Origin of the sequence: Mesorhizobium sp. B3-1-6, assembly GCF_006439555.1 — a bacterium.
In the GTDB taxonomy this organism is placed as follows: Bacteria; Pseudomonadota; Alphaproteobacteria; order Rhizobiales; family Rhizobiaceae; genus Mesorhizobium.
Window position 1 is genome coordinate 50,194 of sequence record NZ_VFTM01000020.1, and the last position, 25,760, is coordinate 75,953.

Below are 25,760 nucleotides of genomic sequence, written 5' to 3' on the forward strand. Positions count from 1 at the left end.
GTGACGACCATCAACGACAGCCACCACCCGTCAGGACATCGTGTCCAGCTTGCGCTGCATGGCCGCAATCTGCGCCTTCAATTCCTGCAGATCGTCGCCCTTTTCTTCCTTCTTCGGCGGCTCGGCCGGTGCTGCCGAATTGCCGCCGGCGGGCGGGAACGGCGTGAACATGCGCATGGCGTTCTGGAACATCTCGACATTGCGTCGCGTCTGTTCCTCGAGCGCCTTCATCGGCGTCTTCATCATGTCGATCGGCGTCTTGCCGAAGGCACCCTTGAGCTGCTCGCGAAACCGCTCCTGCTCCTTGGAGAAGGCGATCATCGACTGTTCGAGGAAGCTCGGCACGATCATCTGCATCTGATCGCCGTAGAAGGAGATGAGCTGGCGCAGGAACGGGATCGGCAGCATGTTCTGCCCTTCCTTGTTCTCCAGCTCGAAGATGATCTGCGTCAGCACCGGGTGGGTGATGTCATCGCCGGTCTTTGCATCCTGGACCGTGAACTCCTCGCCCTTCTTGACCATCTCGGCCAAGTCCTCGAGCGTCACATAGGTGCTTGTGCCGGTATTGTAGAGCCGGCGATTGGCATACTTCTTGATGACGATCGGGTCGTCTTTTGCGGCCATCCGTATCCTCCCCAGGACACCGGCACCTCTAGGAGTAAGCGGCCGGTAACGATTGCGCCCTTTAACCAAGATACGCGCAAAAGCGTCACAATTCCAAGCGGTTTGTGCACTGCGGCATCAATTAATGCTGCACAGCCATTGCAAAATCCGCCGCATGGCCAACGTCACGTTACCGCGACTGGCGCGCGCTCTGCTTGCCGCACATGGCGGTCATGCCCATTTCCGGTTTGACTCAGGGTTTCGAACGGGCAAGAAAGTCCTAAAGCGATCTCGAAAATACGACACCTCGAAGTCTGGAGAAGAAAATGTCCGCTTCCAATTCCATCGTTGTCGCCAGCGCCGCCCGCACCGCGGTCGGCTCCTTCAACGGCAGTTTCGCCGCCACGCCCGCGCATGAGCTCGGCGCCGTCGTCATCAGGGAGCTGCTGGCGCGGGCGAATGTCGAGGCGGCGGAAGTCGACGAAGTCATCCTCGGCCAGGTGCTGACCGCCGCGCAAGGGCAGAACCCGGCTCGCCAGGCCTCGATCAATGCCGGCCTGCCGAAGGAGACCACCGCTTGGGGCCTCAACCAGGTTTGCGGCTCGGGCCTGCGCGCCATCGCGCTCGGCATGCAGCAGATCGCCACCGGCGACGCCAAGGTGATCGTCGCCGGCGGCCAGGAATCGATGTCGATGTCGCCGCACGCCGAGCACCTGCGCGCCGGCGTCAAGATGGGCGACTACAAGATGATCGACACCATGATAAAGGACGGCCTTTGGGATGCCTTCAACGGCTATCATATGGGCAACACCGCCGAGAACGTCGCCCGCCAGTTCCAGATCACCCGCGAAACCCAGGACGAGTTCGCCTTGGCCTCGCAGAACAAGGCCGAGGCCGCGCAGAAGGCCGGCAGGTTCAAGGACGAGATCGTCGCCTTCACCATCAAGGGCAAGAAGGGCGACACAACAGTCGACCAGGACGAGTACATCCGCCATGGCGCGACGCTCGACGCCATGACCAAGCTGAAGCCCGCTTTCGACAAGGACGGCACGGTCACCGCCGCCAACGCCTCCGGCATCAATGACGGCGCCGCCGGCGCGCTGCTGATGACCGAGGCCGAGGCTGCCCGGCGCGGCATCACCCCGCTGGTGCGCATCGCCTCCTGGGCGACCGCCGGCGTCGATCCGGCGATCATGGGCACGGGGCCGATCCCTGCCTCGAAGCGGGCGCTGGAGAAGGCCGGCTGGTCGGTCAAGGACCTCGATCTCGTCGAGGCCAACGAGGCCTTCGCCGCGCAGGCCTGCGCCGTCAACAAGGGCATGGGCTGGGATCCCTCGATCGTCAACGTCAATGGCGGCGCCATCGCCATCGGCCATCCGATCGGCGCTTCGGGCGCCCGCGTCTTCAACACGCTGGTCCACGAGATGCGCCGCCGCGGCGCCAGGAAGGGCCTCGCCACGCTGTGCATCGGCGGCGGCATGGGCGTGGCGATGTGCGTAGAAGCGCTGTGAGTTCAGCGAGTAGCGAACGGGAGTAGCGAATAGGGAAGAAGAAGCGTCGCGCGGCGGGACATCGGACCCTACTCGCTATTCGCTACTCTCTATTCGCTCAGACGATTTTAAAGGGAGGACCACATGAGCAAGGTAGCAATCGTCACGGGCGGATCGCGCGGCATAGGCGCAGCGATATCGGTCGCCTTGAAAACCGCCGGTTATTCGGTCGCCGCCAACTATGCCGGCAATGACGAGGCGGCCCAGAAATTCAAGGCCGAGACCGGCATCCCGGTCTACAAATGGTCCGTTGCCGACTACGAGGCCTGCGCCGCGGGCATCAAGCAGATCGAAGCCGATCTCGGCCCGGTCGGGGTGCTGGTCAACAATGCCGGCATCACCCGCGACGCCATGTTCCACAAGATGACGCCCGCGCAGTGGAAGGAAGTCATCGACACCAACCTCTCCGGCGTCTTCAACATGACGCATCCTCTGTGGAGCGGCATGCGCGACCGCAAGTTCGGCCGCGTCATCACCATTTCCTCCATCAACGGCCAGAAGGGCCAGGCCGGCCAGGTCAACTACTCGGCCGCCAAGGCCGGCGATATCGGCTTCAGTAAGGCTCTTGCCCAAGAAGGTGCGCGCGCGGGCATCACCGTCAACGTCATCTGCCCCGGCTATATCGCGACCGAAATGGTCAAGGCGATCGACGAAAAGGTGCTCACCGAGCGCATCATCCCGCAGATCCCGGTTGGCCGCCTCGGCGAGCCGGAAGAGATCGCGCGCTGCGTCGTCTTCCTGGCGTCCGACGAGGCCGGCTTCATCACCGGCTCGACCATCACCGCCAATGGCGGCCAGTACTTCGCCTGATCCCCAACTTCGCCTGATACCCTTTTTGCGCTGAGGCGGCCCCGACGTCGGAGCCGCCTTTTGCCCCGTCGACAAGCTCGGCGCGACACCTTGCCTCAATTCGGCACGCAAAGGTTAACGGCAGCAGCCCCCTTTGTGCGCAACTCCGCCAACAAGCTGTGAATTCTCGGTGGGTAAGCTGTGGATAACACCATATCTAGGGGTGAACAAACCGGGAAAATACCCGGATCGCTGATTCGTCGCCGATTCGTTCTGGCTTTGGCCGGAAAGTTAACGGCGGACGGCGCAAACGTCACCGAACTCGTTAAAAGCGATTAAGAAAAATCAACAATTTCATAACTTTGAGGACAAGGCTCAAGTCGACCGCGACCGTTGCCCGGCAAAAGTTAACGACGGTCTCGGCCCGACGGGGCCACGCAGGAATCGGGCCAATTCAGCGATTCAGCATGTGGTGAGACTCACCGTCAAAAAACCCACATGTAGCCGTGAACAAAACCTGAATCAGAGCGAGTCAGCGATTCGTCGCTGATTCGTTCCAGACTCGTTCCAGCCGTTAACAACGACCGATTTTGGCCACCCCGGCCCGCTCTGCCCCTCCCCAAAGGAACATTCCGCTTTCGCTTCGCGCCCGAAGTCCCTATGTGTCGCCTGTCACACGCGGCGGCACCGCCGTGCTTCAGACTACAAGCGGCAGAAACCTTATTTCCGAGCCGATGAACATCCAGCCGAAACACTCCCAGCCGCTGATCCTTTCGGGCCGCGACGTGACGGCCGTGCTGGGCCCCACCAACACCGGCAAGACCCATCTCGCCATCGAGCGCATGGTTGCGCATGAGACCGGCGTCATCGGCCTGCCGCTCAGGCTGCTCGCCCGCGAAGTCTATGCCCGGGTCTGCGAGAAGGTCGGCGCCCACAAGGTGGCGCTGATCACCGGCGAGGAGAAGATCGTGCCTGCCGGGGCGAAATATTCGGTCTGCACCGTCGAGGCGATGCCGCGCGAAACCGACGCCGCCTTCGTCGCCATCGACGAAGTGCAGCTCGCCGGCGATCTCGAACGCGGCCATATCTTCACCGACCGCATCCTGCATCTGCGCGGCCGCCAGGAGACGCTGCTTCTCGGCGCCGCCACCATGCACGGCATCCTGCAGAAACTGCTTAAGGGCGTATCCGTGGTGACGCGACCACGGCTTTCGCATCTCGCCTATGCCGGCTCGAAGAAGCTCACCCGGCTGCCGCGGCGCACCGCTATCGTCGCTTTCTCCGCCGACGAGGTCTACGCCATCGCCGAGCTGATCCGCCGCCAGCAGGGCGGCGCGGCCGTCGTCCTCGGCGCGCTCTCGCCGCGCACCCGCAACGCGCAGGTGGAGATCTTCCAGTCCGGCGATGTCGACTATCTCATCGCCACCGACGCCATCGGCATGGGACTGAACCTCGACCTCGACCATGTCGCCTTCGCCCAGAACCGCAAATTCGACGGTTACCAATACCGCAACCTGACCGCCGCCGAGCTTGGCCAGATCGCCGGTCGTGCCGGCCGGCACCTGCGCGACGGCACGTTCGGCGTCACCGGCCAGGTCGATCCGTTCGACGAGGATCTGGTCGCCAAGATCGAGGGACACGACTTCGACCCGGTGAAGGTGCTGCAGTGGCGCACCGCCGATTTCGACTTTTCCAGCCTCGATGCGCTGAAACGCTCGATCGAGGCCAATGCGCCGGTCGAAGGGCTGACCCGCGCGCTGCCGGCCGTGGACGCGCAGGCGCTGGAGCATCTGTCGCGCGATGGCGACATCCGCGCTTTGGCCACCGGCAAGGAGCGCGTGGCGCTGCTGTGGGAAGCCTGCGCCCTGCCGGACTACCGCAAGATCGCGCCGGCCCATCATGCCGACCTCGTCGCCTCGATCTATATGGACCTTGCGCGTCACGGCCATGTCGATGAGAATTACATGGCCGAGCAGGTGCGGCGCGCCGACACGACGGACGGCGATATCGACACGCTCTCGCACCGGATCGCGCAGATCCGCACCTGGACTTTCGTCTCCAACCGCCCCGGCTGGCTGGCCGATCAGCTACACTGGCAGGAAAAGACGCGCGAAATCGAAGACAGATTGTCGGATGCGCTGCATGAGCGGTTGACGAAACGCTTCGTAGACCGCAGGACTTCCGTCCTCATGCGGCGCCTTAGAGAAAATACCATGCCTGAAGCCGAAATCAGCCCTACCGGAACCGTCCTCGTCGAAGGCCATCATGTCGGCGAGCTGCAGGGGTTCCGCTTCACCGCCGACCAGAGCGCCGGCGGCGAGGACGCCAAGGCGGTGCGCACCGCCGCCCAGAAGGCGCTCGCGGCCGAGTTCGAGGCGCGCGCCGAACGCTTTGCCGCTTGCGCCAATGGCGACCTGGCTTTGGGCTCGGACGGCGTCCTGCGCTGGATCGGCGCGCCGATCGGTACGCTGGTCGCCGGCGACGAGGCGCTGAAGCCGCGCCTGGTCCTGCTTGCCGACGAGCAGCTGACCGGGCCTGCCCGCGACAAGGTCGCGGCGCGCGCCGAGCGTTTCGTCAATTTCCAGATCGAGTCGCTTTTGAAGCCGCTGGTCGACTTGAAGAATGCCGACCAACTCACCGGCATCGCGCGCGGCATCGCCTTCCAGCTGGTCGAGCATTTCGGCCTGATCAATCGCCGCGACATCGCGGAGGAGATGAAGTCTCTCGACCAGGAAGGCCGCGCGGCACTTCGCCGCCTCGGCGTGCGCTTCGGCGCCTACCATGTCTTCGTGCCGGCGCTGATCAAGCCGGCGCCTGCCGGCCTGGTGACCTTGCTCTGGGCGCTGAAGAATGACGGCAAGGACAAGCCGGGCTTCGGCGACGTGGTGCATGCGCTGGCCTCCGGCCGCACTTCCGTGGTCATCGACCCGGCCTTCGACAAGACCTTCTACAAGCTCGCCGGCTACCGCAATCTCGGCCGCCGCGCCGTGCGCGTCGACATCCTGGAAAGGCTCGCCGACCTCATCCGCCCGGCGACCAACTGGAAGCCTGGCCTCGGCCAGCGTCCGGACGGCGCCTATGACGGCCACGCCTTCATGGTGACGCCGCCGATGATGTCGATCCTCGGCGCCACCGCCGACGACATGGAGGAGATCCTCAAGGGTCTCGGCTATCGCTCCGAGGCGAAGCCGGCCGCCGAGGTGAAAGCGAAGCTCGACGCGCAGGACGACGCCGCCCGTGAAGCGGCCGCGGCCAAGCTCGCCGCCGAAGAAGCCGCTCGCGCCGCGCAGGCGACGGAGGCGTCCGCCCCCGAGGCCACCACCGTGGCAACGTCCGGCGAGAGCCCGGAGACGGACAGCACCGAAATCCATGCCGCGGAAACCCCGGCCGAGAGCGCGGCGGAGCCTGTCGACGAAACAATCGGACAGGAAACTCTGGCCGCGGAAGCCACGGAAACCGCGGCGGCAAGCGAACCGGCGGCGCAAGGCGATGAGCCGGCCGGCGAGGCCGTGACGGAGGAAGGAGTGCCCTTGGCTGAGGCCGAGTCCTCGCGGACCGAAACCCCGGCCGAGAGCGCGGCGGAGCCTGTCGACGAAACAATCGGACGGGAGACACTGACCGCGGAAGCTACGGAAACCGCAGCGGCAAGCGAACCGGCAGCGCAAAGCGATGAGCCGGCCGGCGAGGCCGTGACGGAGGAAGGCGAGCCTTCGGCTCAGGCCGAGTCCTCGCAGACCGAAACCCCGGCCACGAGCGAGACCCCCGCATCGACTGAAATGACGACGGAAGCCGAGACCGCGGCCGAGGCTGAAGAGCCGAAGCCTGTCCTTCTGTGGCGCCAGGCGCGCTTCGATCATCAGCGTCCGCGCCATCGCCACGACAACCGTCGCGACAATCGTCCGCGTGGTGGCCAGCCCGCGCGCGATGGCCAGCCTGGCGCCGCTGCCGGCCAGCCCGGCGATCGCCCCGCCCAGGAAGGCCGCCGCGAGCAGCGCGACGGCGCCGGCAAGCCGCGCTTCGACCGTTCGAAGTTCAAGCCACGGCCGGAAACCGGCGACAGGCGCGAAGGTGGCGAACGGCGCGAAGGCAGGCCGCAAGGCGAGCGGCCGGATCGCCACGAGGGGGGCCGCCGCGAGGGCCGGCCCGAATGGAAGGGCAACAGGCAGGACGGCAAGGGCAACGCCCAGGGCGGCAAGCCGGCCTTCCAGGGCAAGCCGCGCGAGGAGCGCCCGCAGCGCTTCGATCCGGATTCGCCCTTCGCCAAGCTCGCCGCCTTGCGCGACCAGCTGAAGAAATAGGTTCGAGCATGATCCCGAAAAGTGGGACCCGGTTTTCGGGCGAGATCATGCTCCATCAAAGAGCCAGCATGATCCCGAACCGAAGGACCGCGCCAGCGAAAAGTGGGAACCGGTTTTCGGATAAGATCACGCTCCAACAAAGCTAGCGCCGATGGTTGGAGAGGGCCGCCAGCGCATCGACAAATGGCTGTTCTTTTCGCGCGCGGTGAAATCGCGGTCCCTGGCGGCGAAGATCGTCGTCGCCGGGCGCGTCCGCATCAATCGCGACAAAGCAGCGCAGGCCTCCGATCTGGTCAAGCCCGGCGACGTTCTCACCATCACGCTCGAGGGCCGTATCCTGGTCTGGAAGGTGCTGAATTGCGGCACGCGACGCGGTCCGGCCGACGAGGCGCGGCTGCTTTACGAGGACATGTCGCCGGCGCCGACACCCAAGGGCGAGGCGGTTCCGGATGCCATTCCAGGTCTGCGCGAGGCGGGCAGCGGGCGCCCGACCAAACGCGAGCGGCGGCAGACCGACCGCCTGCTCGGAGAAGATTGAATCGGGCCAGCCGGACCGCCAGCGGCGAGACCGCTGGAATTCTATTCCCCGGGGCCGGCAGTGCCCGAATGCGCTGCCCTTGCAAGCAGCCGGCAAAGGCGTTACCTCAACCTGAAAAAGCCGAGCAAATCGGGACGTTCCGGAGCCTGCAATGACCTATGTCGTGACCGACAATTGCATCAAATGCAAATACATGGACTGCATCGAGGTCTGTCCGGTCGACTGTTTCTACGAGGGCGAGAACATGCTCGTCATCCATCCCGACGAGTGCATCGACTGCGGCGTGTGCGAGCCCGAATGTCCTGCCGACGCGATCAAGCCGGACACCGAGGGCGGCCTCGACAAATGGTTGCAGGTCAATTCCGAATACGCCGAGAAGTGGCCCAATATCACCGCCAAGAAAGAGCCGCCCGCGGACGCCAAAACCTTCGATGGCGAGGCCGGGAAGTTCGAGAAATATTTCTCGCCGGAGCCCGGTGAAGGCGATTGATGCTGGCGCCGGCGACGCCGGCATGACGCGACGTAACGCGACCGATACGATTGCTGTCTTGACAGGCAGCGACCCCGTTTGGCGTTAGCGAACGCAGCAAAACCTTGATTCTTCCGACTTTTTGTGTTACATCAACGAAACATGCCGGTGACACAACGTCGATTTATGGCGCTAACGCCCCAAATCACTGAAAGGTGAGCTTTTAGATCCGGACCAGAGCGATCTGGGGCAGGCGGTCGCATTCGTGCGGTATGCCGGTCCCTGCTTTTCCGGTGGTTCATCCTGTTGCGCGGCTAATGGTCGGCTATCGCCGACCCCATCGGTTCGAGCCGGCATGATGCCGGCTGCACAACTAAGGAGTTCAGGGCGTAATGGCAACGATCACCCCGCAGAAGAAGTCCAACGCGGCCCGCCACGGGTTCAAGACCGGCGAGTTCATCGTCTATCCGGCGCATGGCGTCGGCCAGATCGTGGCGATCGACGAGCAGGAAGTTGCGGGTCACAAGCTGGAACTGTTCGTCATCGATTTCCAGAAGGACAAGATGCGGCTCAAGGTACCGGTCGCCAAGGCGACCTCGATCGGCATGCGCAAGCTGTCGGAAGAGGACTATGTCGACCGCGCGCTGAAGGTCGTGCAGGGCCGCGCCCGCATCAAGCGCACCATGTGGTCGCGCCGCGCCCAAGAATATGATGCCAAGATCAATTCCGGCGACCTGATCTCGATCTCGGAAGTGGTGCGCGATCTCTACCGCGCCGACAACCAGCCGGAGCAATCCTATTCCGAGCGTCAGCTCTATGAAGCCGCGCTCGACCGTATGGCCCGCGAGATCGCCGCGGTGAACCGCATGTCGGAGACCGAGGCGGTTCGCCTCATCGAGGTCAACCTCAACAAGGGTCCGAAGCGCGGCGCCAAGGCCGACAACGAAGAATCCGAACAGGAAGAAGCTGCCTGAGCTTTTTCGCTCATTGAACTACGAAGAACCCGGCCTCGCGTCGGGTTTTTTGTTTGGGCTTAAAGCATGTCTCCCGAAGTGGACCCGGTTTCGGGACAAAGACACGCTTAAAATCAAAACTTAAAGCAGGTCGCGTGAATCCTTTTTCACGCGACCTGCTTTAATGCATGTCGCGCAAAAGTGTGCAGCGGTTTTGCGATAACGACATGCATGAAAACAAAGCCTTGAAGAAGCGGCGGCCCCCGCTCTTTACCTGGACCTCCGGTCCGATCTCCCCACAAAAGGGGAGGTAAAGGACTCAGCCGCCAGACTCCTTCTGCGCTTCTTCCTGCCGCAGCGAAGCGATAAACCGCTTGGTTCGCTCGCGCTCCGGATTGTCGAACACGACCGAGGCCGGGCCTTTCTCGACGATCGAGCCGGCATCGAGAAAGACGACCTCCTGCGCGATCTTGGAGGCGAGCCTCAGATCGTGCGTCGCCATCACCATGGTTGTGCCTTCGCGGGCAAGCTGCCCAAGCACGTCGACCACTTCCTGCGCCAGTTCCGGATCGAGCGCCGAGGTCGGCTCGTCGCAAAGCAGCACGCGCGGCGACGGCGCCAGCGCCCGGGCGATCGCCACGCGCTGCTGCTGGCCGCCGGACAGCGTCGCCGGCCAGGCATCGGCCTTGTGCGCCATGCCGACCTTTTCGAGCAGCGCCATGGCCCGCTCGCGCGCCCTTGGCTCCGGCCATTTCAGCACCGTCACCAGCCCTTCCATGACATTCTCGATCGCGGTGCGATGCGGGAAGAGCTGGAAATTCTGGAACACCATGCCGGTCTGCAGGCGAATGCGCTGGATGTCCTTGGCCGGCACCTTGATGCCCGGATGGAATTCCAGCCTCTCCTCGCCGATGCGCAAAGCGCCGGACGTCGGGATCTCCAACAGGTTGATGCAGCGCAAGAGCGTGCTTTTGCCGCCGCCCGAAGGGCCGACCAGCGCCGTCACGCTGCCCTCGTCCAGGCTGACGGTGACGCCTTTCAGCACCAGATTGTCGCCGAAGCGCTTTTCGATGTTGGTGAGGCCGATCATGCGTTGGCCTCCAGGAACCCGCCATAGCGGTTGAGTCGCACCTCCAGCCGCGCCTGCAGCGCCGACAGCACCGAGCTCAATGCGAGATAGAGCGCCGCGGCCTCGACATAGAGGATCAGCGGCTCATAGGTGGTGGCCACGATGCGCTGCGCCGCCTGGAACATCTCGGGCACCGTGATCGCCGCCGCCAGCGAGGTATCCTTGACCAGCGAGATGAAGGTGTTGGAAAGCGGCGGCACCGCGACGCGGCCGGCTTGCGGCAGGATCGTGCGCCGCATCGCCTGGCTCCAGGTCATGCCGATCGAGTAGGATGCCTCCCATTGGCCTTTCGGCACCGAGCCGATGACGGCGCGGATGATCTCCGACGTATAGGCGCCGATGTTGAGCGTGAAGCCGATAAGCGCGGCGGGAAAGGCATCGAGCAGGATGCCGACCGACGGCAGGCCGTAGAAGATCAGGAACAACTGAACGAGCAGCGGCGTGCCGCGAAAGATCCAGACATAGAAGCGAACCAGCGCAACCAGCGGCTTTGGACCGAACAGCCGGATCAGCGCGGTCGCCAGTCCGGCGATGAGCCCGAGCGCGAAGGACAGGAGCGTCAGCGGCACGGTGAAGATCAGCGCCGCCCACAACAGCGTCGGCAACGATTCCAGCATCAATTGCAGCCAGTGCGGCACGGAGCGCTTCTCCCTTCCAGATACGGCGGCGCGTTCCTCCGTATGGACTGACTATCATGCAAAAGCCGACGGGCCGTCAAAGACGGCGGCGCATGAATATCGTGCAAAGAATAACGGGCCGTCTTTGACGGCCCGCCGGTTTCCGAACAGAGGACGATTGCCTTACTTCGAAACGTCCTGGCCGAAATATTTGTCGGCGATCTTCTGGTAGGTGCCGTCGGCCTTGATGTCGGCCAGCGCCTTGTTGATGGCCGCGACCAGCTCCGGATCGCCCTTGCGCACGATTACGCCGGAATAGTCGGCATTCTCTTCCTGCGCGGCGATCTTCACATTGGCGTCCGGCTTGTGCTTCTTGAAGTCGAGGAAGGACAGGCTGTCGTTGATGGTGGCGTCGGCGCGGCCGGTGAGCAGAAGCTGGATCGACTGGTCGAAACCGTCAGTGCCGACGAGCTCGGCGCCATTGGACTCGGCGAGCTTGCCGAAGTTGGAGGTCAGCGACTGCGCCGACTTCTTGCCCTTGAGGTCGGCGAAGGTCTTGATGTCGGTGTTGTCGCCGCGCACGATCAGCACCGCTTTCGAGGCGATGTAGGGATCGGAGAAGTCGTACTTGGCCTTGCGCGCATCGGTGATGCCGACCTCGTTGATGACGGCGTCGTAGCGATTGGCGTCGAGGCCGGCGATCAGCCCGTCCCACTTGCCTTCGAGGAACTCGACCTTGACGCCGAGCTTGTCGGCGATGGCCTTGGCGATCTCGACATCGAAGCCGACCAGGGCGTTGGATTCGTCATGATAGGTGAAGGGCGCGTAGGTGCCTTCGGTGCCGACCTTGATGACGCCCGCCTGCTTGATCTGGTCGAGATTGGCGCCGGCATGCCCGGCCGTGACCGCCAGAACCTGCAACGTTCCGGCGACAAGGAGCGATTTGAGCCATTTCATTTTTCTGTGATCCCGTTTTGACCGGTGCCCCGGCGCGATTGTAAGAGCCGGAAACTGACAGATAGAAGGCCGCGAAATAAGGAACCAGATTTCAAAAATCGGCTCTGCCAGAAATCTGATTCTCAAAATTGCCTGATAACCGCCAAGCGACTCTTTCGGGCCGATAACAAAACGTTCCCGCTGGCAATATTTGCCCCCTCGGACGGCGGAACCATCGATGCGCCTGACACGTTGCATGGCTGTTGTAGGGCGCGGCGGCATCTTTTCAACCGCTGTAAGCTCACTCACCACCAAAAGGAGCCGGCATGATCGAGGACGCGGCAGGACGGACGCTGGTCCGGGCGGCAATGAAGGCTCCTTATCTCGAGCGCGACGAGGAGCACGTCCTCGCCTTGCGCTGGAAGGAAGAGAACGACCAGCACGCGTTGCACAGGATCACCGTCGCCCATATGCGCCTGGTCATCTCGATGGCCTCGAAATTCCGCCACTACGGCCTGCCGCTCGGCGACCTTATCCAGGAGGGCCATGTCGGCCTGCTCGAGGCTGCCGCCCGTTTCGAGCCCGCGCGCGAAGTGCGCTTCTCGACCTATGCCACCTGGTGGATCCGCGCTTCCATGCAGGATTACATCCTGCGCAACTGGTCGATCGTGCGCGGCGGCACGAGTTCGGCGCAGAAGGCGCTATTCTTCAACCTGCGGCGTCTGCGCGCCCGCCTCGCCAACGGCGCCGAGCCGCTCTCCAATGCCACGCTCTATCGCGAGGTCTCGGCCGCGCTCGGCGTTCCGGAAGCCGACGTGGCGATGATGGATTCACGCCTGTCCTCGCCCGACAGTTCGCTCAACGCGCCTTTGGCCGACGAGAACGGCGCCGCCGAGCGGATGGATTTCCTGGTCTCCGAAGACCCGCTCCCCGACGAGATCGTCGGCGATCGGATCGACATCCAGCGCCGGGCTGTCTGGCTGAAGAGCGCGCTCGGCGCGCTCAACGCCCGCGAGCTTCGCATCATCGAGGAGCGCAGGCTGAGCGACGACGGCGCCACGCTGGAAGCGCTCGGCGAACAACTCGGCATCTCCAAGGAACGCGTCCGCCAGATCGAGGCCCGCGCCATGGAAAAGCTGAAGCTGGCCCTTGTGAAGCAGAATCCGGAATTTTTGGCGGAAGCGGCCTGAAATTAATGTAATTAAAAAATCAAAGATAAGAAATTTATTAAATAAGAATATATTCGCCGTCGAGGCGATTTTTCCTCGATAACGCATATTGATTGTGAGCTCTTTAACAGACCGCTGCGCCGCAATCGGCTTTTTTGACGCCTCCAGATCATAACATATGGGGATCTGCCATGCTGCGATGCTGCGCGCTCCTTGCAGCCCTGTTCCTCGTGGGCCTCACGACATTCGAAGCGCACGCCGATCGAAGGGTTGCGCTTGTCATCGGCAATTCCGGGTATCGCGAAATCCCGGCGCTCAAGAATCCCGACAAGGACGCGGAAGACGTCTCCAATACGTTCCGGCTGGCCGGCTTCGAGGTGTTCGCCGCCAAGGACCTGACCAGGCTTCAGTTCGAAGAGCGGTTCCGCAACTATCTGGCGGCGGCCGACGGCGCCGATCTCGCGGTCGTCTACTATTCGGGACACGGCTTTCAGATCGGCGGCGAGAATTTCCTGATTCCGGTCGATGCGTCGCTGAAAGATGCGGCCGACATGGAGGTCCAGGCCATCAAGGTCGACGACATATTGCGGCAACTGCGCTCGAGATCGAAGATCCAGATGATCATCCTCGACGCCTGCCGCAACAATCCCTTCCCGCGCAAGGACTATTGGCTGCGCGACCAGTTGATCGTCGCCGGCGACAGCGGACTTGCGCAGATAACACGTTCGCAGAACACGCTGATTGCCTATGCAACCGAGCCGGGAGCGGTCGCCTATGACGGTTCCGGCGATCTCAGCCCGTTCTCGTCGTCCTTCTCCCGCCGCGCGCTGGCGCCGGACCAGGAGATACGCTCGGTCATGGCGGCCGTGCGCCGCGACGTGGTCAAGGCCACCAACGGCAAGCAGGTTCCGTGGGAGAATTCCTCGCTGATCGACGATGTCGTGCTGATGCGCGGGGCGGAGCAACCAGCGCCGCCGCCTCCCGACGCGCAGCAGAACGAGCAGGTGGCCGAGCGCGGAATCCAGGTTACCGATGCCGCCGAGGCGATTGGAAGTCGCGATATCCGCGTCCCGGTCGGCGTCGGCCCGGTTCCGCTGAAACTGGATCTTCCGGCCAAGGATGCCTCGATCAGCCTCAAGCTTGCGAGCTACCCGGCGACCGGAACGCTGTCCTTGCCCAGTCGCGTCCTGTCGCCGCAATCGAGCCTGATGGCCGCCGAGATCGACAATCTGCGTTACGAACCGCAGATCGGCTCGGCCGCTTCCGTCGAAGTCGGCTTCGAGATCCGCGTCGGCAACGCCGCGAAGCGGGCGACGATGAAACTGTCGCCGGGCGTCGACCCTTGCGACCAGGCCGCTGGCGAGCCGCTCGACCTGCAGGGCGTCGTCCCGGGACGGTTGCCGAACGAGATCGGCGGCGGGGCTCTCGAGACCTGCGAGGCGGCGGTGAAGTCCTACCCCGACATTGCGCGCTTCCGTTACGAGCTGGGGCGGGCGCTGCTGGCGGCGGGCAGGATCGACGAGGCCAGGCAGGCCATCCAGGAAGCCGCGGACAAGGGACACATCCGCGCCCTGTTCGCGCTCGGCTCCATCGCCTCGTCCGGAACAGGGACGGCTGTCGATGCATCGAAGGCGAACGGCCTCTATTCGAAGGCGTCGGACAACGGAGACCCCTACGCCCTGGCCGCCTGGGGACGCGCTTTGTTCAATGGCATCGGCGTCGAGCGCGACACCGGCAAGGGCCTGGACCTGCTGCTCCAGGCAGCGGCGATGGGGCATGTCGACGCCATGAAGGAGCTTGCCGTGATCTTCACGGAAGGCCGCAACGGCGTGCCCGCCGACCCGGCCCGCGCCCTGGCTTTCCTCAAAGCCGGCATGGAGCGGCAAGACGTCTATTCGATGGGCATTCTCGGTCTTTCCGCGCACCCCGCGCGCACCACCCCCGCGGTCATGGCGTGCAAGGCCCCGAAGGTCATCACGAAGATAAAAGTGGTCCGCGTGCCCGTGTCGAAACCGAAGACCGTCACACCGACAATTCCGGGAGCACCAAAGGTCAAGCCGGTGCCAACGGAAACCGGGAGGTCATCCTGGACTGGTGGCAGTAGCCACGCTGCCCCCACAGGCGGTGGCAATACCGGCGACGGCGAAGGTGACGGCGGCGACACCGGTAGTGACGGCTTGTGAAGGACAACGGCTCCCGGCCGGGGGCGATTGTTCAAATAGCCGACGGCGCCTGGTTGGTGCGAATTCGCGAGTCCCTACCTGTCGGTGACGATCTTGACCTTGTCGCCCGACGACACTGTCGCGCCCGGCGACATGGCGTTGAGCACGCGGAACAGGTCGAGCTTGCGGTCGACACCGACCATCTGCGCGGCGAGCGAGCCCATGGTCTGGCCAGCCTGGACAGTGACGACCCTGATATGCAGCGGCTTCAGCGCCGCCTTCTCGGCCGGACTCAGCACGCGGAAGGAGCCGCTGACCGAGCGCGCCACCGGGTCCAGCGAAGTGCTGGCCGAGGGCGCGGCCGTCAGCAGCCTGTAGACTTGGCCGCCGGCGCGGATCACTGCGATGTCGAACTGCCAGCCTTGCGCGCTGGCATGCGCCGTCGCCGCATCGTTGCCGTTGATCGTCTCCTGGCGCACGCTGGCGTTTTCCAACCCCGCCACCCAGCCGCTGCGGATGTAATCGGTGAGCGAGACCGACTTGTCGATCGCCACGCCGTCGAAGCGGATGGCGATGTCGCCAGGCCCGGTCGCGGTGACGGCGGCCGCCGAATTGTCGATGACGAAACCCTCCGGCACGGTGAAGGACACCCCGAGTTTGGGATGCATGAAGGTCTGGCCGCGCACATAGCCTTCTTCCGGCGTGTCGCCGTAAAGCAGGCCGTCGATGCCGGCCAGAAATGCGTCGCGGTCGCGCGTGCCGACGCCGGGCGGGCCGAAATTGCGGGCGAGGCGCTGCGCCAGCTCGATGCGCTGCGGCGTGTTGGGGTGCGTCGCCAGGAAGTCGAGGCTGGCGTCGGTGGCGCCGCTGACCGAGCGGAAATCCGTATAGGCCGACATCGACTGCAGGAAGCGACCCGCCGCATAGGGATCATAGCCCGCCTCGCCGATCGACTTGATGCCGATGGCGTCGGCCTGCAGTTCCTGGTTGCGCGAGAATTGCGCAAGCCTGAGCTTGCCGCGAATAAGCGCCGCCTTGGCGGTCGGGCTGTCGCCGAGCACATCGGAAACCACCTTGGTCGCCAGGCCTTCCTCGGCTTCGAGCTGCTGCCGCTGCAGGCCGTGATTCGCGGTGACGTGGCCCATCTCATGCGCGATGACGGCGGCAAGCTCGGACGAATCGTTGGCCAGCGCCAGCAAGCCGCGCGTCACATAGAGATAGCCGCCCGGCAACGCGAAGGCGTTGACGTTGGGCGAGTTGAGGATGGTGATGCGATAGGTCTGGGTAGGGTTCGCCGACACCACCGTCAGATTGCCGACGACCTTGGCCACCATGCGTTCGAGCCTGGGGTCGGAATATTCGCCGCCATAGGTGGCGAGAATCCGCGGATGCTGCGCCTTCGCCATTTCGGCGAGCTTGGCGTTGGCGACGACATTGTCGACGGTGATCGGCTTGTCGGAAGGCTGGAAGCCGCTTTCCTGCACGTCCGGCGGCGTGAACATCTGGCAGCTGGCCAGCACGGCAACGCTCGCCAGCGCGAGAAATCGTGCCAGCGGCCTCATCCAAACCTTCTCAGCGCCGGTCGACAGATCGGCTTCCTTTCGAACTCTTTCGGCAAATCGCGGCCCAGCCGGACCAGCATGGCCGGACCTAGCCACACTCCCCCGGACAAGGCAAGCAAACGCCGGATCGCCCGTTGCCGGTTTGGCCGTAAATTATGTCCGCTTCCAGGCAATATGTTGTGATCCGGCAACGGTGCCGCCTCGATCGCCGATATAGCGCCGGAAGGCGTCCGGTCCAGACCGATCGAAGAAATCATCCGCCGGCCCGGTTGCCGCGATCGTGCCTTCGTCGAGAAAAGCCACGTCCTGGCCGATGCGGCGCGCATCTTCCGGCTGATGCGTGACGAACAGCACCGTCATTTCGCGCTCGGCATGGATGCCGGCCATAAGGTCGAGCATGTCGTCGCGCAGCGCCGGGCCGAGCGACGCGAAAGGTTCGTCGAGCAGCAAGACTGGCCGGTCGCGCAGCAGCACCCGCGCCAGCGCCACGCGCTGCCGCTCGCCGCCGGAAAGCTCGCGCGGCAGCCGCCTTTCCTTGCCCGCAAGACCGACCCGCGCCAGCGCCTCGGCGACGGCGGCGCGATCGGCATCGCCGAGTTTGAGCGACGGCGAGCGGCCGAGCCCGACATTGGCTTCGACCGAAAGATGCGCGAACAAATTGTTTTCCTGGAACACCATCGACACCGGCCGCGCCGAAGGCGGCGTGTTGCCGAGATCGGCGCCGCCGATCAGCACCTTGCCCGCATCGGGCGTTTCGAAGCCGGCTATCAGATTGAGCAGCGTCGACTTGCCGGAGCCGCTCGGCCCCATGATGGCGGTGATCCTGCCGGCCGCGAATTCGGCGTCGAAACTGAAGGAGGATTCGCCATAGCTGAACGAGACGCCCTCCAGCGCGACGGCGAGGCCCTTTTGCGCGGCGCCATCGATGCTCGTCGTCATGACTTTCCTTCCCGCCCCAGCCAGTCGGCGGCGACCACCAACATCAGACAGACGAGGCCGAGCAGCAAGGCAAGTCCCGCTGCGTCGGCTGTCCGGTAGCTGCCCATGCGCGCCAAAAGCAGATAGGGCAAGGTCTGCACGGAATCGCTGCCGAACAGCGCGATCACGCCGAGATCGCCGAGCGACAGCGCCATGGCGAAGGCAAAGCCGGTGGCCAGGGGCCGCCTGAGCGACGGCCAGTCGATCAGGCCGAGCCGGGTCCAGCCGGATATGCCGAGCGCCAGGCAAAGCCGCTCGTGGCGCTCGCTCGCCGCGTCATAGGCCGGGCGAATGGCGCGGATGGCGAAGGGCATCGCCATCACCGCGTTGACGGCGACGACCATGGCCGGCGCGACGGCGAAGACATCGGTGACGTGGCGCAGCGCCAGGAACCAGCCGGCGCCAAGCACGATTGGCGGCACGACCAGCACGAAGCCGGCGCCGGTGTCGGCGGCATGTTCGAGCAGGCCCATGGCGCCGCCTGCCCGGCGCCGCAGGGCCAGCGCGCGCCGCGCCGCGATCAGCGCCAGCGACAATGTCACGCTGAGCAACGCCGCAAGCAGGGCGAGGCCCGCGCTGGTGAGCGTCGCGCGACGCACCGCCGCTTCACCCGCCAATCGGCCGAGGTCGGCCTGAAGGCCTGAAAGCACGGTCGCCACCATCGGCCCGGCGACGAACAGCAGGGCCAGCGCGATGAGGCCGGCGTTCAGCACGCTTTCGGTCCGTCCCGCCGAAAGGTAGCGGCGTGGCGCCACCGGCAGATTGGCATCGCCAACCGTGTTGGCGCCGAGCCGCGTGAGCGCGACGACCACGACGAAGGTGAGCGCGATCTGCAGCAGCGTCAGCACCACGGCGCGCGCGGGATCGAAATCGAAGCGCAGCGCCTGGTAGATGGCGACCTCCAGCGTCGTCGCGGCCGGACCGCCGCCCAGCGTAAGCACGATGGTGAAGGAGGTTATGCAGAGCATGAAGACCAGCCCGGCGATCCCCGGCAGGGCCGCGCGCAGCACCGGCCATTCGATCAGCCGGAAGGCCGGCCAGGCGCCCATGCCGAGCTGACTCGCCAGCCGCCACTGGTCGGCGGGAACGGTGCCCAGCGCCTCGAGGAAGAGGCGCGTGGCCAGGGGCAGGTTGAAGAAGACATGCGCGACAAGGATGCCGGAGAGGCCGTAGATCCCCGGCCAATTCCCACCGCCAAGTTCGGCGAAGACGCCGGCAAGATACCCCGCCCGTCCATAGAGCGCCAATATGCCGAGCGCGGCGACGATCGCCGGCAAGGCCAGCGGCACGGTGAACAGCTGCAAGATCAGGCGACGCCCGGGAAAGGTCGGATGTCTCGACAAAGCGCGCGCGACCAGCAGCGCCGGCGCGACCGACAGCAGCGTCGACAGAGCCGCCTGCCACAGCGTGAAGCGTGCGACGCGCAGGAGGTAGCCGTCGAAGGCGGCGGCAGCGCCGGAGAGATCCTGCGCGCCTTCGAGGACAAGGCCGGCGAAGGCGCCGCCAATGAGGAAGCCGATGGCGGCAAGGGCGATGACGCCAGCGTTGATGCGGGAGTCAGGGTGCGCGGCGGCTTGCACGTCGCACCTTGGTGGAATTCGGCAAATGCCGCGTTCCTTCGCGCCCCCCTCTGTCCTGCCGGACATCTCCCCCTCTAGGGGGGAGATTAGCAACTTCGACGCCGCGCTCGATCCTGCAACGCCGGAGATTGGCGAAGGCCGGCGTGACAGCCAATCTCCCCCCTAGAGGGGGAGATGTCCGGCAGGACAGAGGGGGGCGCCGTAGAGCGATCATCGCGGAAGGATAATAACCGAGACGTCCTACTTGCTCATCACCGCAAGCCACTCATCCACCCAGGCCTTGCGGTTGGCAGCCACTTCCTGCGGGCTGAACAGCAAGGTCTTGGTCGGCTTGACCAATTTGTCGAAGGCCGGGTTGAGTGGCTTGTCGGTCTTGCCGGCCGGGAACATCCAGTTGGTCTCCGGAATGACGTCCTGGAATTTCGGCCCGGTCATGAAGGCGATGAACTTTTGCGCCAGCGGGTTCTTGGCGCCCGTCGTGGTGATGCCGGCAACCTCGATTTGCAGGTACTCGCCTTCCTCGAAAGAGGCCGCCTGGTAGCGCTCGGTGTTCTCGGCCACCATGTGATAGGCCGGCGAGGTGGTGTAGGAGAGCACCATCGGCGCCTCGCCCTTGGTGAACAGGCCATAGGCCTCGCTCCAGCCCGGCGTCACCGTCAGCACCTTCGTCTTGAGCTTTGCCCAGGCCTCCGGCGCCTTGTCGCCATAGACGGACTTCACCCACAAGAGCAGGCCTAGGCCGGGCGTCGAGGTGCGCGGATCCTGGATGACGATCTTGTCCGTGCCGGCGCCCTCCACCAGGTCCTTCAGGCTCTTGGGCGGTGTCTTCAGTTTTTGTGTGTCATAGACGACGGCGAAATAGCCATAATCGAAGGGGACAAAAGTGTCGTCGCTCCAGCCGCCAGGCACGTTGATGCCGGAGACTTCGCCATGCGGCGCGAACAGGCCGCTCGCCTTGGCATCCGCCGTCAGGTTGGTGTCGAGGCCGAGCACGATGTCGGCCTTGGTGCCGGCGCCTTCCAGCTTGACGCGGTTGAGCAGGGCGACGCCGTCCGCGACCGAGACGAATTCGAGATCGCAGCCGCATTCGGCCTCGAATTCCTTCTTCACCGCCGGGCCGGGCCCCCAGTCGGCGGTGAAGCTCTCATAGGTATAGACGGTGAGCTTGTCCTTTGCCTCTGCAGGCGCGACGCTCGCCAGAAGCGAGACGAGACCGGTTGCCAGAACTAGACGGGACAGTATCGAGCGCATCGGCGCCTCCTTCGTTCGAGTGACAAGGATTGAGGCGCCGGATGGTCCGAAACGTCTAATCCCTCCGCCGGTACAAACCGGATCAGGTTCAGCGGGTTGGCTTGATCGCCTCTCAGCCGGATCACGTCCGGCACCCCGTTAGAGCGTTTCGACAGATAGGCCCCGCCGAAGCGGCGCGCAAGCGGAAGTTTGCCGGGCAGCTGATGTTCGGACAGCAGGCGCGCAACCGAAGCGCGGGCCGTCCGGCTTCCGTTTCGCTTGGAGGGCTGGTAAGGGCCACGGCCATGGGCACATTCACCATCCTGCTTGGCGGCGAGCTTATTCGCACGCCCCGGCTCGAACGCCAGATCGAAGCTTCGCGCATCATCGCCGCCGATGCCGGCATCGGCCATGCCCGCATGCTTGGACTGGTGCCGGAGCTGTGGGTCGGCGATTTCGACTCGGTGCCTGCCAATCTGTCGGATGATCTCGCCGCCGTTCCGCGAAACGTCTTCCCGGCCGAGAAGGACATGACCGATGGCGAGCTCGCCATAGCGGAAGCGCTTAAGCGTGGCGCCACCAGCCTGGTGCTGGCCGGCGCCTTCGGCGGCAAGCGCGCCGACCATGCTTTCTTGCACCTGGCGCTTGCGCTTCGGCTGGCAGAGGCCGGCACCGAGGTCTTGCTGACCAGCGGCGCGCAGGAAGGCGTTCCCATCCTGCCTGGCAAGGCCAGCTTCGACTATGACGACGGCACCTTGTTTTCGGTGCTCGGCTTCTCCGAGCTCGCCGGCCTGACGGTGACCGGCGCGAAATGGCCGCTCGACCGCGTCGAGGTGGCGTTCGGCTCCTCGCTCACTATATCAAACGAGGTCAAAGGGCGGCTCGGCATCGCGCTGGAGCGCGGCCGGGCGCTGCTTCTGGCCCACCCCTATCCTCTTCCAGAAAGCTGACATGGCGCCGCCACTCCTCAATCTCGACGGCATTAAACTGACCTTCGGCGGCACCCCGCTGCTCGACGGCGCGGCGCTCAGCGCATCCGCAGGCGAGAAGATCGCGCTGGTCGGCCGCAACGGCTCCGGCAAGTCGACGCTGCTCAAGATCGCCGCCGGCATGATCGAGCCGCAGGACGGCGAGGTGTTTCGCCAGCCTTCGGCGACCGTCCGCTATCTGCCGCAGATGCCGGATATGGACGGCTTCGCCGACGTGCGCGCCTATGTCGAGGCGGGCCTCGGCCCGGCCGACGATCCGCATCGCGCCACCTATCTGATGGAGCATCTCGGCCTTACCGGCGAGGAGCGTCCGAACGACCTTTCCGGCGGCGAGGCGCGCCGCGCCGCGCTTGCCCGCGTCATGGCGCCGGAGCCCGATATCCTCCTGCTCGACGAGCCGACCAACCATCTCGACCTGTCGGTCATCGAATGGCTGGAAGAGGAACTCGCCCGCACCTCCTCCGCCGTCATCCTGATCTCGCATGACCGCCGCTTCCTCGAGCGCGTCACGCGCGCCACCGTCTGGCTCGATCGCGGCCAGACGCGGCGGCTGGACAAGGGCTTTGCCCATTTCGAGGAATGGCGCGACCAAGTGCTGGAAGAAGAAGAGCGCGAGCAGCACAAGCTCGGCCGCCAGATCGTGCGCGAGGAGCACTGGCTGCGCTATGGCGTGACCGCCAGGCGCAAGCGCAACATGCGTCGCCTCGGCGAGTTGCAGACCATGCGCCAGCGCTTCCGCAGCCATCGCGGCGCCGAAGGCACTGCCACCATGGTGGCGAGCGATGCAGCCGAATCCGGCAAGCTGGTGATCGAGGCCAAGGGCATCGACAAGAGCTTTGGCGAGCTCACCGTGGTCAAGGGTTTCTCGACCCGCATCCAGCGCGGCGACCGCGTCGGCCTGGTCGGCCCGAACGGCGCCGGCAAGACGACATTGTTGAAGATGCTGACCGGCGAGCTGGCGCCGGATGCCGGCACCGTGCGGCTCGGCGTCAATCTGGAGATCGCGACGCTCGACCAGAAGCGCGAGGCCGTCGACCCGGCCGAGACGCTGGCGCATTACCTCACCGACGGGCGCGGTGAGAACCTTGTTGTCAATGGCGAGCAGCGCCATGTCGTCTCCTACATGAAGGATTTCCTGTTCAAGCCGGAGCAGGCGCGCACGCCGGTGCGCGAGCTTTCCGGCGGCGAGCGCGCGCGCCTGCTTCTGGCCCGCGTGCTGGCGCGGCCGGCGAATTTGCTGGTGCTCGACGAGCCGACCAACGATCTCGACATGGAGACGCTGGAGTTGCTGCAGGAACTGGTCGCGGGCTTTGCCGCAACCGTGATCCTGGTCAGCCACGACCGCGACTTCCTCGACCGCACCGTCACCAGCGTGATCGCGCCGGACGGCAACGGCCGCTGGATCGAATATGCCGGCGGCTATTCCGACATGCTGGCGCAGCGCGGTGGCTCGAAGCTGGAAGACCGCAAGGCGAGGTCGAAGGCCGAGGCGAGCGAGGCTGGATCGAAAGCCGAACAGGCAGCACCCAAAGGCCCCGCCAAAAAGCTCTCGTTCAAGCAGAAATTCGCATTGGACTCGCTGCCCAAGAAGATCGAGGCGGTGACGGCCTCGATCTCGCGGCTGGAGAACAACATCGCCGACCCGTCCTTCTACGAGCGCGACCCGGCCTCGTTCCAGAAGACCATTGCCGCGCTCGACAAGGAGCGCACGACGCTGGCCGCGCTTGAGGAAGAGTGGCTGGAACTGGAGATGCTACGGGAAGAGATGGAGGGATGAGCAGCTTGCTTGCACGCAGATATGCGCTTATTCTATGCGCATGAAGAGGTAGGCCATGCTCCATTCAACTGCAAAACCGCAACGCAAATCGGTCAACACCTCGATTGATTCCAGATTGATCGAGGAGGCCAAGGCATTGGGCATCAACATGTCCCGCGCTGCCGAGCAAGGGATCGCTAAGGCAATTTCTGCCGAGAAAACGCGTCGCTGGCAGGAAGAGAACAAGGAAGCGCTCGAAAGCTCCAACGAATATGTCAAACGCAACGGTCTGCCTTTAGCCAAGCACCGGCTGTTTTGATGGCCCGTTATGATTTCTATCGGAACGCAGGAAGCGACGGTTATCTCCTTGATGTCCAGTCCGACATACTGGAACACCTCGACACCAACGTCGTCGTTCCGCTTCTGCCGCCCAACATCGCACCGTTGCCGGCGCGCAGGCTAAATCCGATCTTCAGAATCGATGGCAAAGACCACGTGATGGTCACTCAATTCATTTCGGCTGTAATGGCTTCGGAATTGCGGGCGGCAGAAGGAAACCTCGCAAGACATCACGATGAGATCGTCGCCGCTCTCGACATGCTGTTTCAGGGCTTCTGAGCGGTAGCTCAAGACCGCCGCTGTTCCTCACCCCGACGTCTTCGCCGCCCAGGCCTTCAGCGCCTCGTCGAAAACCTTCTCGCCCGGGATGCCCTTTTCCATGGTGAGCAGCGCGCGGCGTCCGGTCTTGTAGACCACGGGCACGTCGATCCAGTCCTGGCCGCGAAGCAGCGTCAGGTTGGCGTCCTCGTCCGCCTTGGTGTCGTTGAGCGCGACGAGGAAGAAGCCGTCGGCGATCTTGGCCGGAATGCCGATCAGCGGGCTGCCGGCGTCCTGTTCGGAGCTCTTCATGGCGATGCGCAGGATGTTGTCGACGCCGCCGCCGTCAAACCCTTCCGGCGTCAGGAAGATCATCTCGACGATGTGGCTGGCCGGCAGCGTCTGGTCGGTGTTGCGCCGGATCGTCATGCGCAACTGGATATTCTTGCCGGGGATCGTCGCCTCGGCGCGGATCGCCGGTTCGGGCGGCAGATCGCCGCCGGGCGATTCCTGCACCAGCGACCAGACGATGCTGCCGGGCTCGGCCGTGCCCTGCTGCGTGCTGGTGCGCTCCTCATAGAAGATCGCCTTCTGTCCTACCGGCACGGTCGCAGTCGTCGGCGCTGGCGCGGGCGGCGTCGTGCCTGCGGCCGGCGGCGTTGCTCCAGCCGCCGGTGGCGTGGTGCCAGCCGCGGGCTGCGTTGCCGCATCAGCCGCGGGCGGTGTTGTTCCGGCCGCTGGCGGCGTCGGATTGGCGGCGTCGGTCGGAGCCGGCGTTGCGGCAGGCGCCTCGGGCGTTTGCGTGGCCGGAACAGGCGGTGTCGTCACCGGAGCGGCCGGCGGCCGCGAGGTCAGCGCCGCGACGGATTCGCCTTCGCCGATCGTGGCCTGTCCGCCGGCCGGACCGGGATCGGTCTCCTTGCCCTCGGGTGTCAGGCGTTGTGTGAATTTGGTCGCGTCGGCCGGCTCGCTGGCGCTGGGCGCAGCCGGCGCGGCCGCCGTCTCCGTCGCCGGCTTGGCCGGAGCCGGCTTGACCAGCGGCTCGGTCGAGACCGTCTTGCTGCCGCCGCCAAGGCCGAAGAGCGAGCCGAACGCATTCTTGTTCAGCCATATGCCGTAGCCGCCGCCGGCGAGCACCAACAGCGCGATGAGAGCGGCGATCAAGCCGCCATAGCTGCGCTTGCGTTCCTGCCGCTGTGGCCGCAGGCGCTGGAAGGTATCGGCCGCCGGCTGCTCGTCATTGGCAAAGACATCGCCGCCGTCATCGGCATCGTCCATGCCCGTCAGGCCTACATCGTCCTCGCGCGGCGACGGCATCGGCGGCGGCGCCTTCTGCCAGGCTGGTTCGGCCTTTGGCGCGGTCTGCCAGTTCGGCTCCGTCCTTGCCGTGTTCTGCCACGCCGGCTCGGCTTTCACGGGGTTCTGCCGCGCGGGCTCCGCCTTCGGCGCACTTTGCCAGCTTGGTTCCGTCCTGGCGGGCGCGGGCGCCGGCCTGAACGGTTCGGATTTGAACGGATCCGGCTTGGCAGGCTCAGGCGCCGCCGGCTGGCGGGAATGGCTCGGCTGGTTCTTGTTGCGGTCGATGGAGGAGAAAATATGCTCCAGCTCCGCCAGCGGATCCTCGGCCGGAACGGGTTTGGCATATTCGCGCTCGACGCTGGAGATGGCATCTTCCAGCGAGCGCTTCTGCTTGCTGACGACATCGGGCGCAAGCGGCGGGGAATACTCGGCGAGCTTCTTCGCCAGCACCGCGCGGGCACCGTCGTATATCTGTTTGCGCACCTCGAACGAAGGGTCCACCTTCTTGTCGATCTGCTTTTTCAGAACACTAACGAAATCCGCCATGCGTCAGGTG

General features: G+C 64.7%; 21 protein-coding genes and 1 riboswitch. Of the genes, 12 read left to right on the forward strand and 9 right to left on the reverse strand.

Translation table 11 applies throughout. From position 1 onward, the window contains the following. Positions 1-30: 30 nt before the first annotated feature. Entirely contained in the window at positions 31-624 is a 594-nt protein-coding gene (phaR, locus tag FJ414_RS18650) for a polyhydroxyalkanoate synthesis repressor PhaR (protein WP_140645823.1), read from the reverse strand. 305 nt (positions 625-929) lie between these two features. On the opposite strand from phaR, the gene FJ414_RS18655 reads away from it, so the two are divergent. The 6 genes from FJ414_RS18655 (at position 930) to FJ414_RS18680 (ending at position 9,221) form a co-directional block, all read left to right on the forward strand. Then, on the forward strand, positions 930-2,114 hold the full coding sequence (locus FJ414_RS18655; RefSeq protein ID WP_140645824.1) for an acetyl-CoA C-acetyltransferase: 1,185 nt from the start codon (positions 930-932) through the stop codon (positions 2,112-2,114). Between the two features lie 123 nt (positions 2,115-2,237). Then, a complete protein-coding gene (gene phbB, locus FJ414_RS18660) occupies positions 2,238-2,963 on the forward strand; it encodes an acetoacetyl-CoA reductase (RefSeq protein ID WP_140645825.1) in 726 nt (241 codons plus the stop codon). A 713-nt stretch (positions 2,964-3,676) separates the two neighbouring features. Then, the gene (locus tag FJ414_RS18665) at positions 3,677-7,240 is read left to right on the forward strand and encodes a helicase-related protein (RefSeq protein WP_140645878.1); all 3,564 of its coding nucleotides are present in this window, start codon (positions 3,677-3,679) and stop codon (positions 7,238-7,240) included. A gap of 151 nt (positions 7,241-7,391) precedes the next feature. Continuing rightward, a complete protein-coding gene (locus tag FJ414_RS18670; protein WP_140645826.1) occupies positions 7,392-7,778 on the forward strand; it encodes an RNA-binding S4 domain-containing protein in 387 nt (128 codons plus the stop codon). Positions 7,779-7,929: 151 nt separating this feature from the next. Further along, positions 7,930-8,268, forward strand: coding sequence for a ferredoxin FdxA (fdxA, locus tag FJ414_RS18675; protein ID WP_140645827.1), 339 nt, complete (start codon positions 7,930-7,932; stop codon positions 8,266-8,268). 371 nt (positions 8,269-8,639) lie between these two features. Then, complete coding sequence (locus FJ414_RS18680; RefSeq protein ID WP_140645828.1) at positions 8,640-9,221, forward strand: CarD family transcriptional regulator; 582 nt, start codon at positions 8,640-8,642, stop codon at positions 9,219-9,221. 298 nt (positions 9,222-9,519) lie between these two features. Here the strand turns inward: FJ414_RS18680 and FJ414_RS18685 are convergent, their stop codons facing one another. The 3 genes from FJ414_RS18685 to FJ414_RS18695 all read right to left on the reverse strand — a co-directional run bounded on the left by FJ414_RS18685 (position 9,520) and on the right by FJ414_RS18695 (position 11,903). Further along, on the reverse strand, positions 9,520-10,290 hold the full coding sequence (locus tag FJ414_RS18685) for an amino acid ABC transporter ATP-binding protein (protein WP_140645829.1): 771 nt from the start codon (positions 10,288-10,290) through the stop codon (positions 9,520-9,522). Then, positions 10,287-10,967: an ABC transporter permease subunit gene (locus FJ414_RS18690; RefSeq protein ID WP_140645830.1), complete on the reverse strand. Its 681-nt coding sequence runs from the start codon at positions 10,965-10,967 to the stop codon at positions 10,287-10,289. Before FJ414_RS18690 ends, FJ414_RS18685 begins: the two co-directional genes overlap by 4 nt. A gap of 162 nt (positions 10,968-11,129) precedes the next feature. Then, complete coding sequence (locus FJ414_RS18695) at positions 11,130-11,903, reverse strand: amino acid ABC transporter substrate-binding protein (protein WP_140645831.1); 774 nt, start codon at positions 11,901-11,903, stop codon at positions 11,130-11,132. Between the two features lie 305 nt (positions 11,904-12,208). Here FJ414_RS18695 and FJ414_RS18700 point away from each other — a divergent pair, with 305 nt between their 5' ends. Together FJ414_RS18700 and FJ414_RS18705 are read left to right on the forward strand one after the other, a co-directional pair. Beyond that, a complete protein-coding gene (locus FJ414_RS18700) occupies positions 12,209-13,072 on the forward strand; it encodes an RNA polymerase factor sigma-32 (RefSeq protein WP_140645832.1) in 864 nt (287 codons plus the stop codon). Positions 13,073-13,242: 170 nt separating this feature from the next. Beyond that, a complete protein-coding gene (locus FJ414_RS18705) occupies positions 13,243-15,234 on the forward strand; it encodes a caspase family protein (protein WP_140645833.1) in 1,992 nt (663 codons plus the stop codon). Positions 15,235-15,308: 74 nt separating this feature from the next. On the opposite strand, the gene FJ414_RS18710 is transcribed toward FJ414_RS18705, so the two are convergent. The 4 genes from FJ414_RS18710 to thiB all read right to left on the reverse strand — a co-directional run bounded on the left by FJ414_RS18710 (position 15,309) and on the right by thiB (position 20,584). Beyond that, positions 15,309-16,775, reverse strand: a complete 1,467-nt coding sequence (locus tag FJ414_RS18710) for a M48 family metalloprotease (protein WP_140645834.1) — start codon at positions 16,773-16,775, stop codon at positions 15,309-15,311. A 153-nt stretch (positions 16,776-16,928) separates the two neighbouring features. Beyond that, positions 16,929-17,714, reverse strand: coding sequence for a thiamine ABC transporter ATP-binding protein (thiQ, locus tag FJ414_RS18715; RefSeq protein ID WP_140645835.1), 786 nt, complete (start codon positions 17,712-17,714; stop codon positions 16,929-16,931). Continuing rightward, positions 17,711-19,333: a thiamine/thiamine pyrophosphate ABC transporter permease gene (gene thiP, locus FJ414_RS18720; RefSeq protein WP_246672441.1), complete on the reverse strand. Its 1,623-nt coding sequence runs from the start codon at positions 19,331-19,333 to the stop codon at positions 17,711-17,713. The genes thiQ and thiP overlap by 4 nt, the downstream gene beginning before the upstream one ends. A gap of 240 nt (positions 19,334-19,573) precedes the next feature. Beyond that, positions 19,574-20,584, reverse strand: a complete 1,011-nt coding sequence (thiB, locus tag FJ414_RS18730; protein WP_140645837.1) for a thiamine ABC transporter substrate binding subunit — start codon at positions 20,582-20,584, stop codon at positions 19,574-19,576. A gap of 42 nt (positions 20,585-20,626) precedes the next feature. Continuing rightward, positions 20,627-20,732: riboswitch (TPP riboswitch) on the reverse strand. Between the two features lie 136 nt (positions 20,733-20,868). Here thiB and FJ414_RS18735 point away from each other — a divergent pair. The 4 genes from FJ414_RS18735 to FJ414_RS18750 are packed head-to-tail and all read left to right on the forward strand — an operon-like array spanning position 20,869 to position 23,926. Next, entirely contained in the window at positions 20,869-21,513 is a 645-nt protein-coding gene (locus FJ414_RS18735) for a thiamine diphosphokinase (protein ID WP_140645838.1), read from the forward strand. A 1-nt stretch (position 21,514) separates the two neighbouring features. Further along, positions 21,515-23,329 (forward strand): ABC-F family ATP-binding cassette domain-containing protein, encoded by a 1,815-nt coding sequence (locus FJ414_RS18740; protein ID WP_140645839.1) that lies wholly within the window; start codon positions 21,515-21,517, stop codon positions 23,327-23,329. Between the two features lie 55 nt (positions 23,330-23,384). Continuing rightward, the gene (locus FJ414_RS18745) at positions 23,385-23,627 is read left to right on the forward strand and encodes a type II toxin-antitoxin system CcdA family antitoxin (protein ID WP_140645840.1); all 243 of its coding nucleotides are present in this window, start codon (positions 23,385-23,387) and stop codon (positions 23,625-23,627) included. Further along, entirely contained in the window at positions 23,627-23,926 is a 300-nt protein-coding gene (locus FJ414_RS18750) for a CcdB family protein (RefSeq protein ID WP_140645841.1), read from the forward strand. Before FJ414_RS18745 ends, FJ414_RS18750 begins: the two co-directional genes overlap by 1 nt. 27 nt (positions 23,927-23,953) lie before the next feature. Here FJ414_RS18750 and FJ414_RS18755 read toward each other — a convergent pair whose 3' ends face one another. Beyond that, a complete protein-coding gene (locus FJ414_RS18755) occupies positions 23,954-25,750 on the reverse strand; it encodes a hypothetical protein (protein WP_140645842.1) in 1,797 nt (598 codons plus the stop codon). Positions 25,751-25,760: the final 10 nt, after the last annotated feature.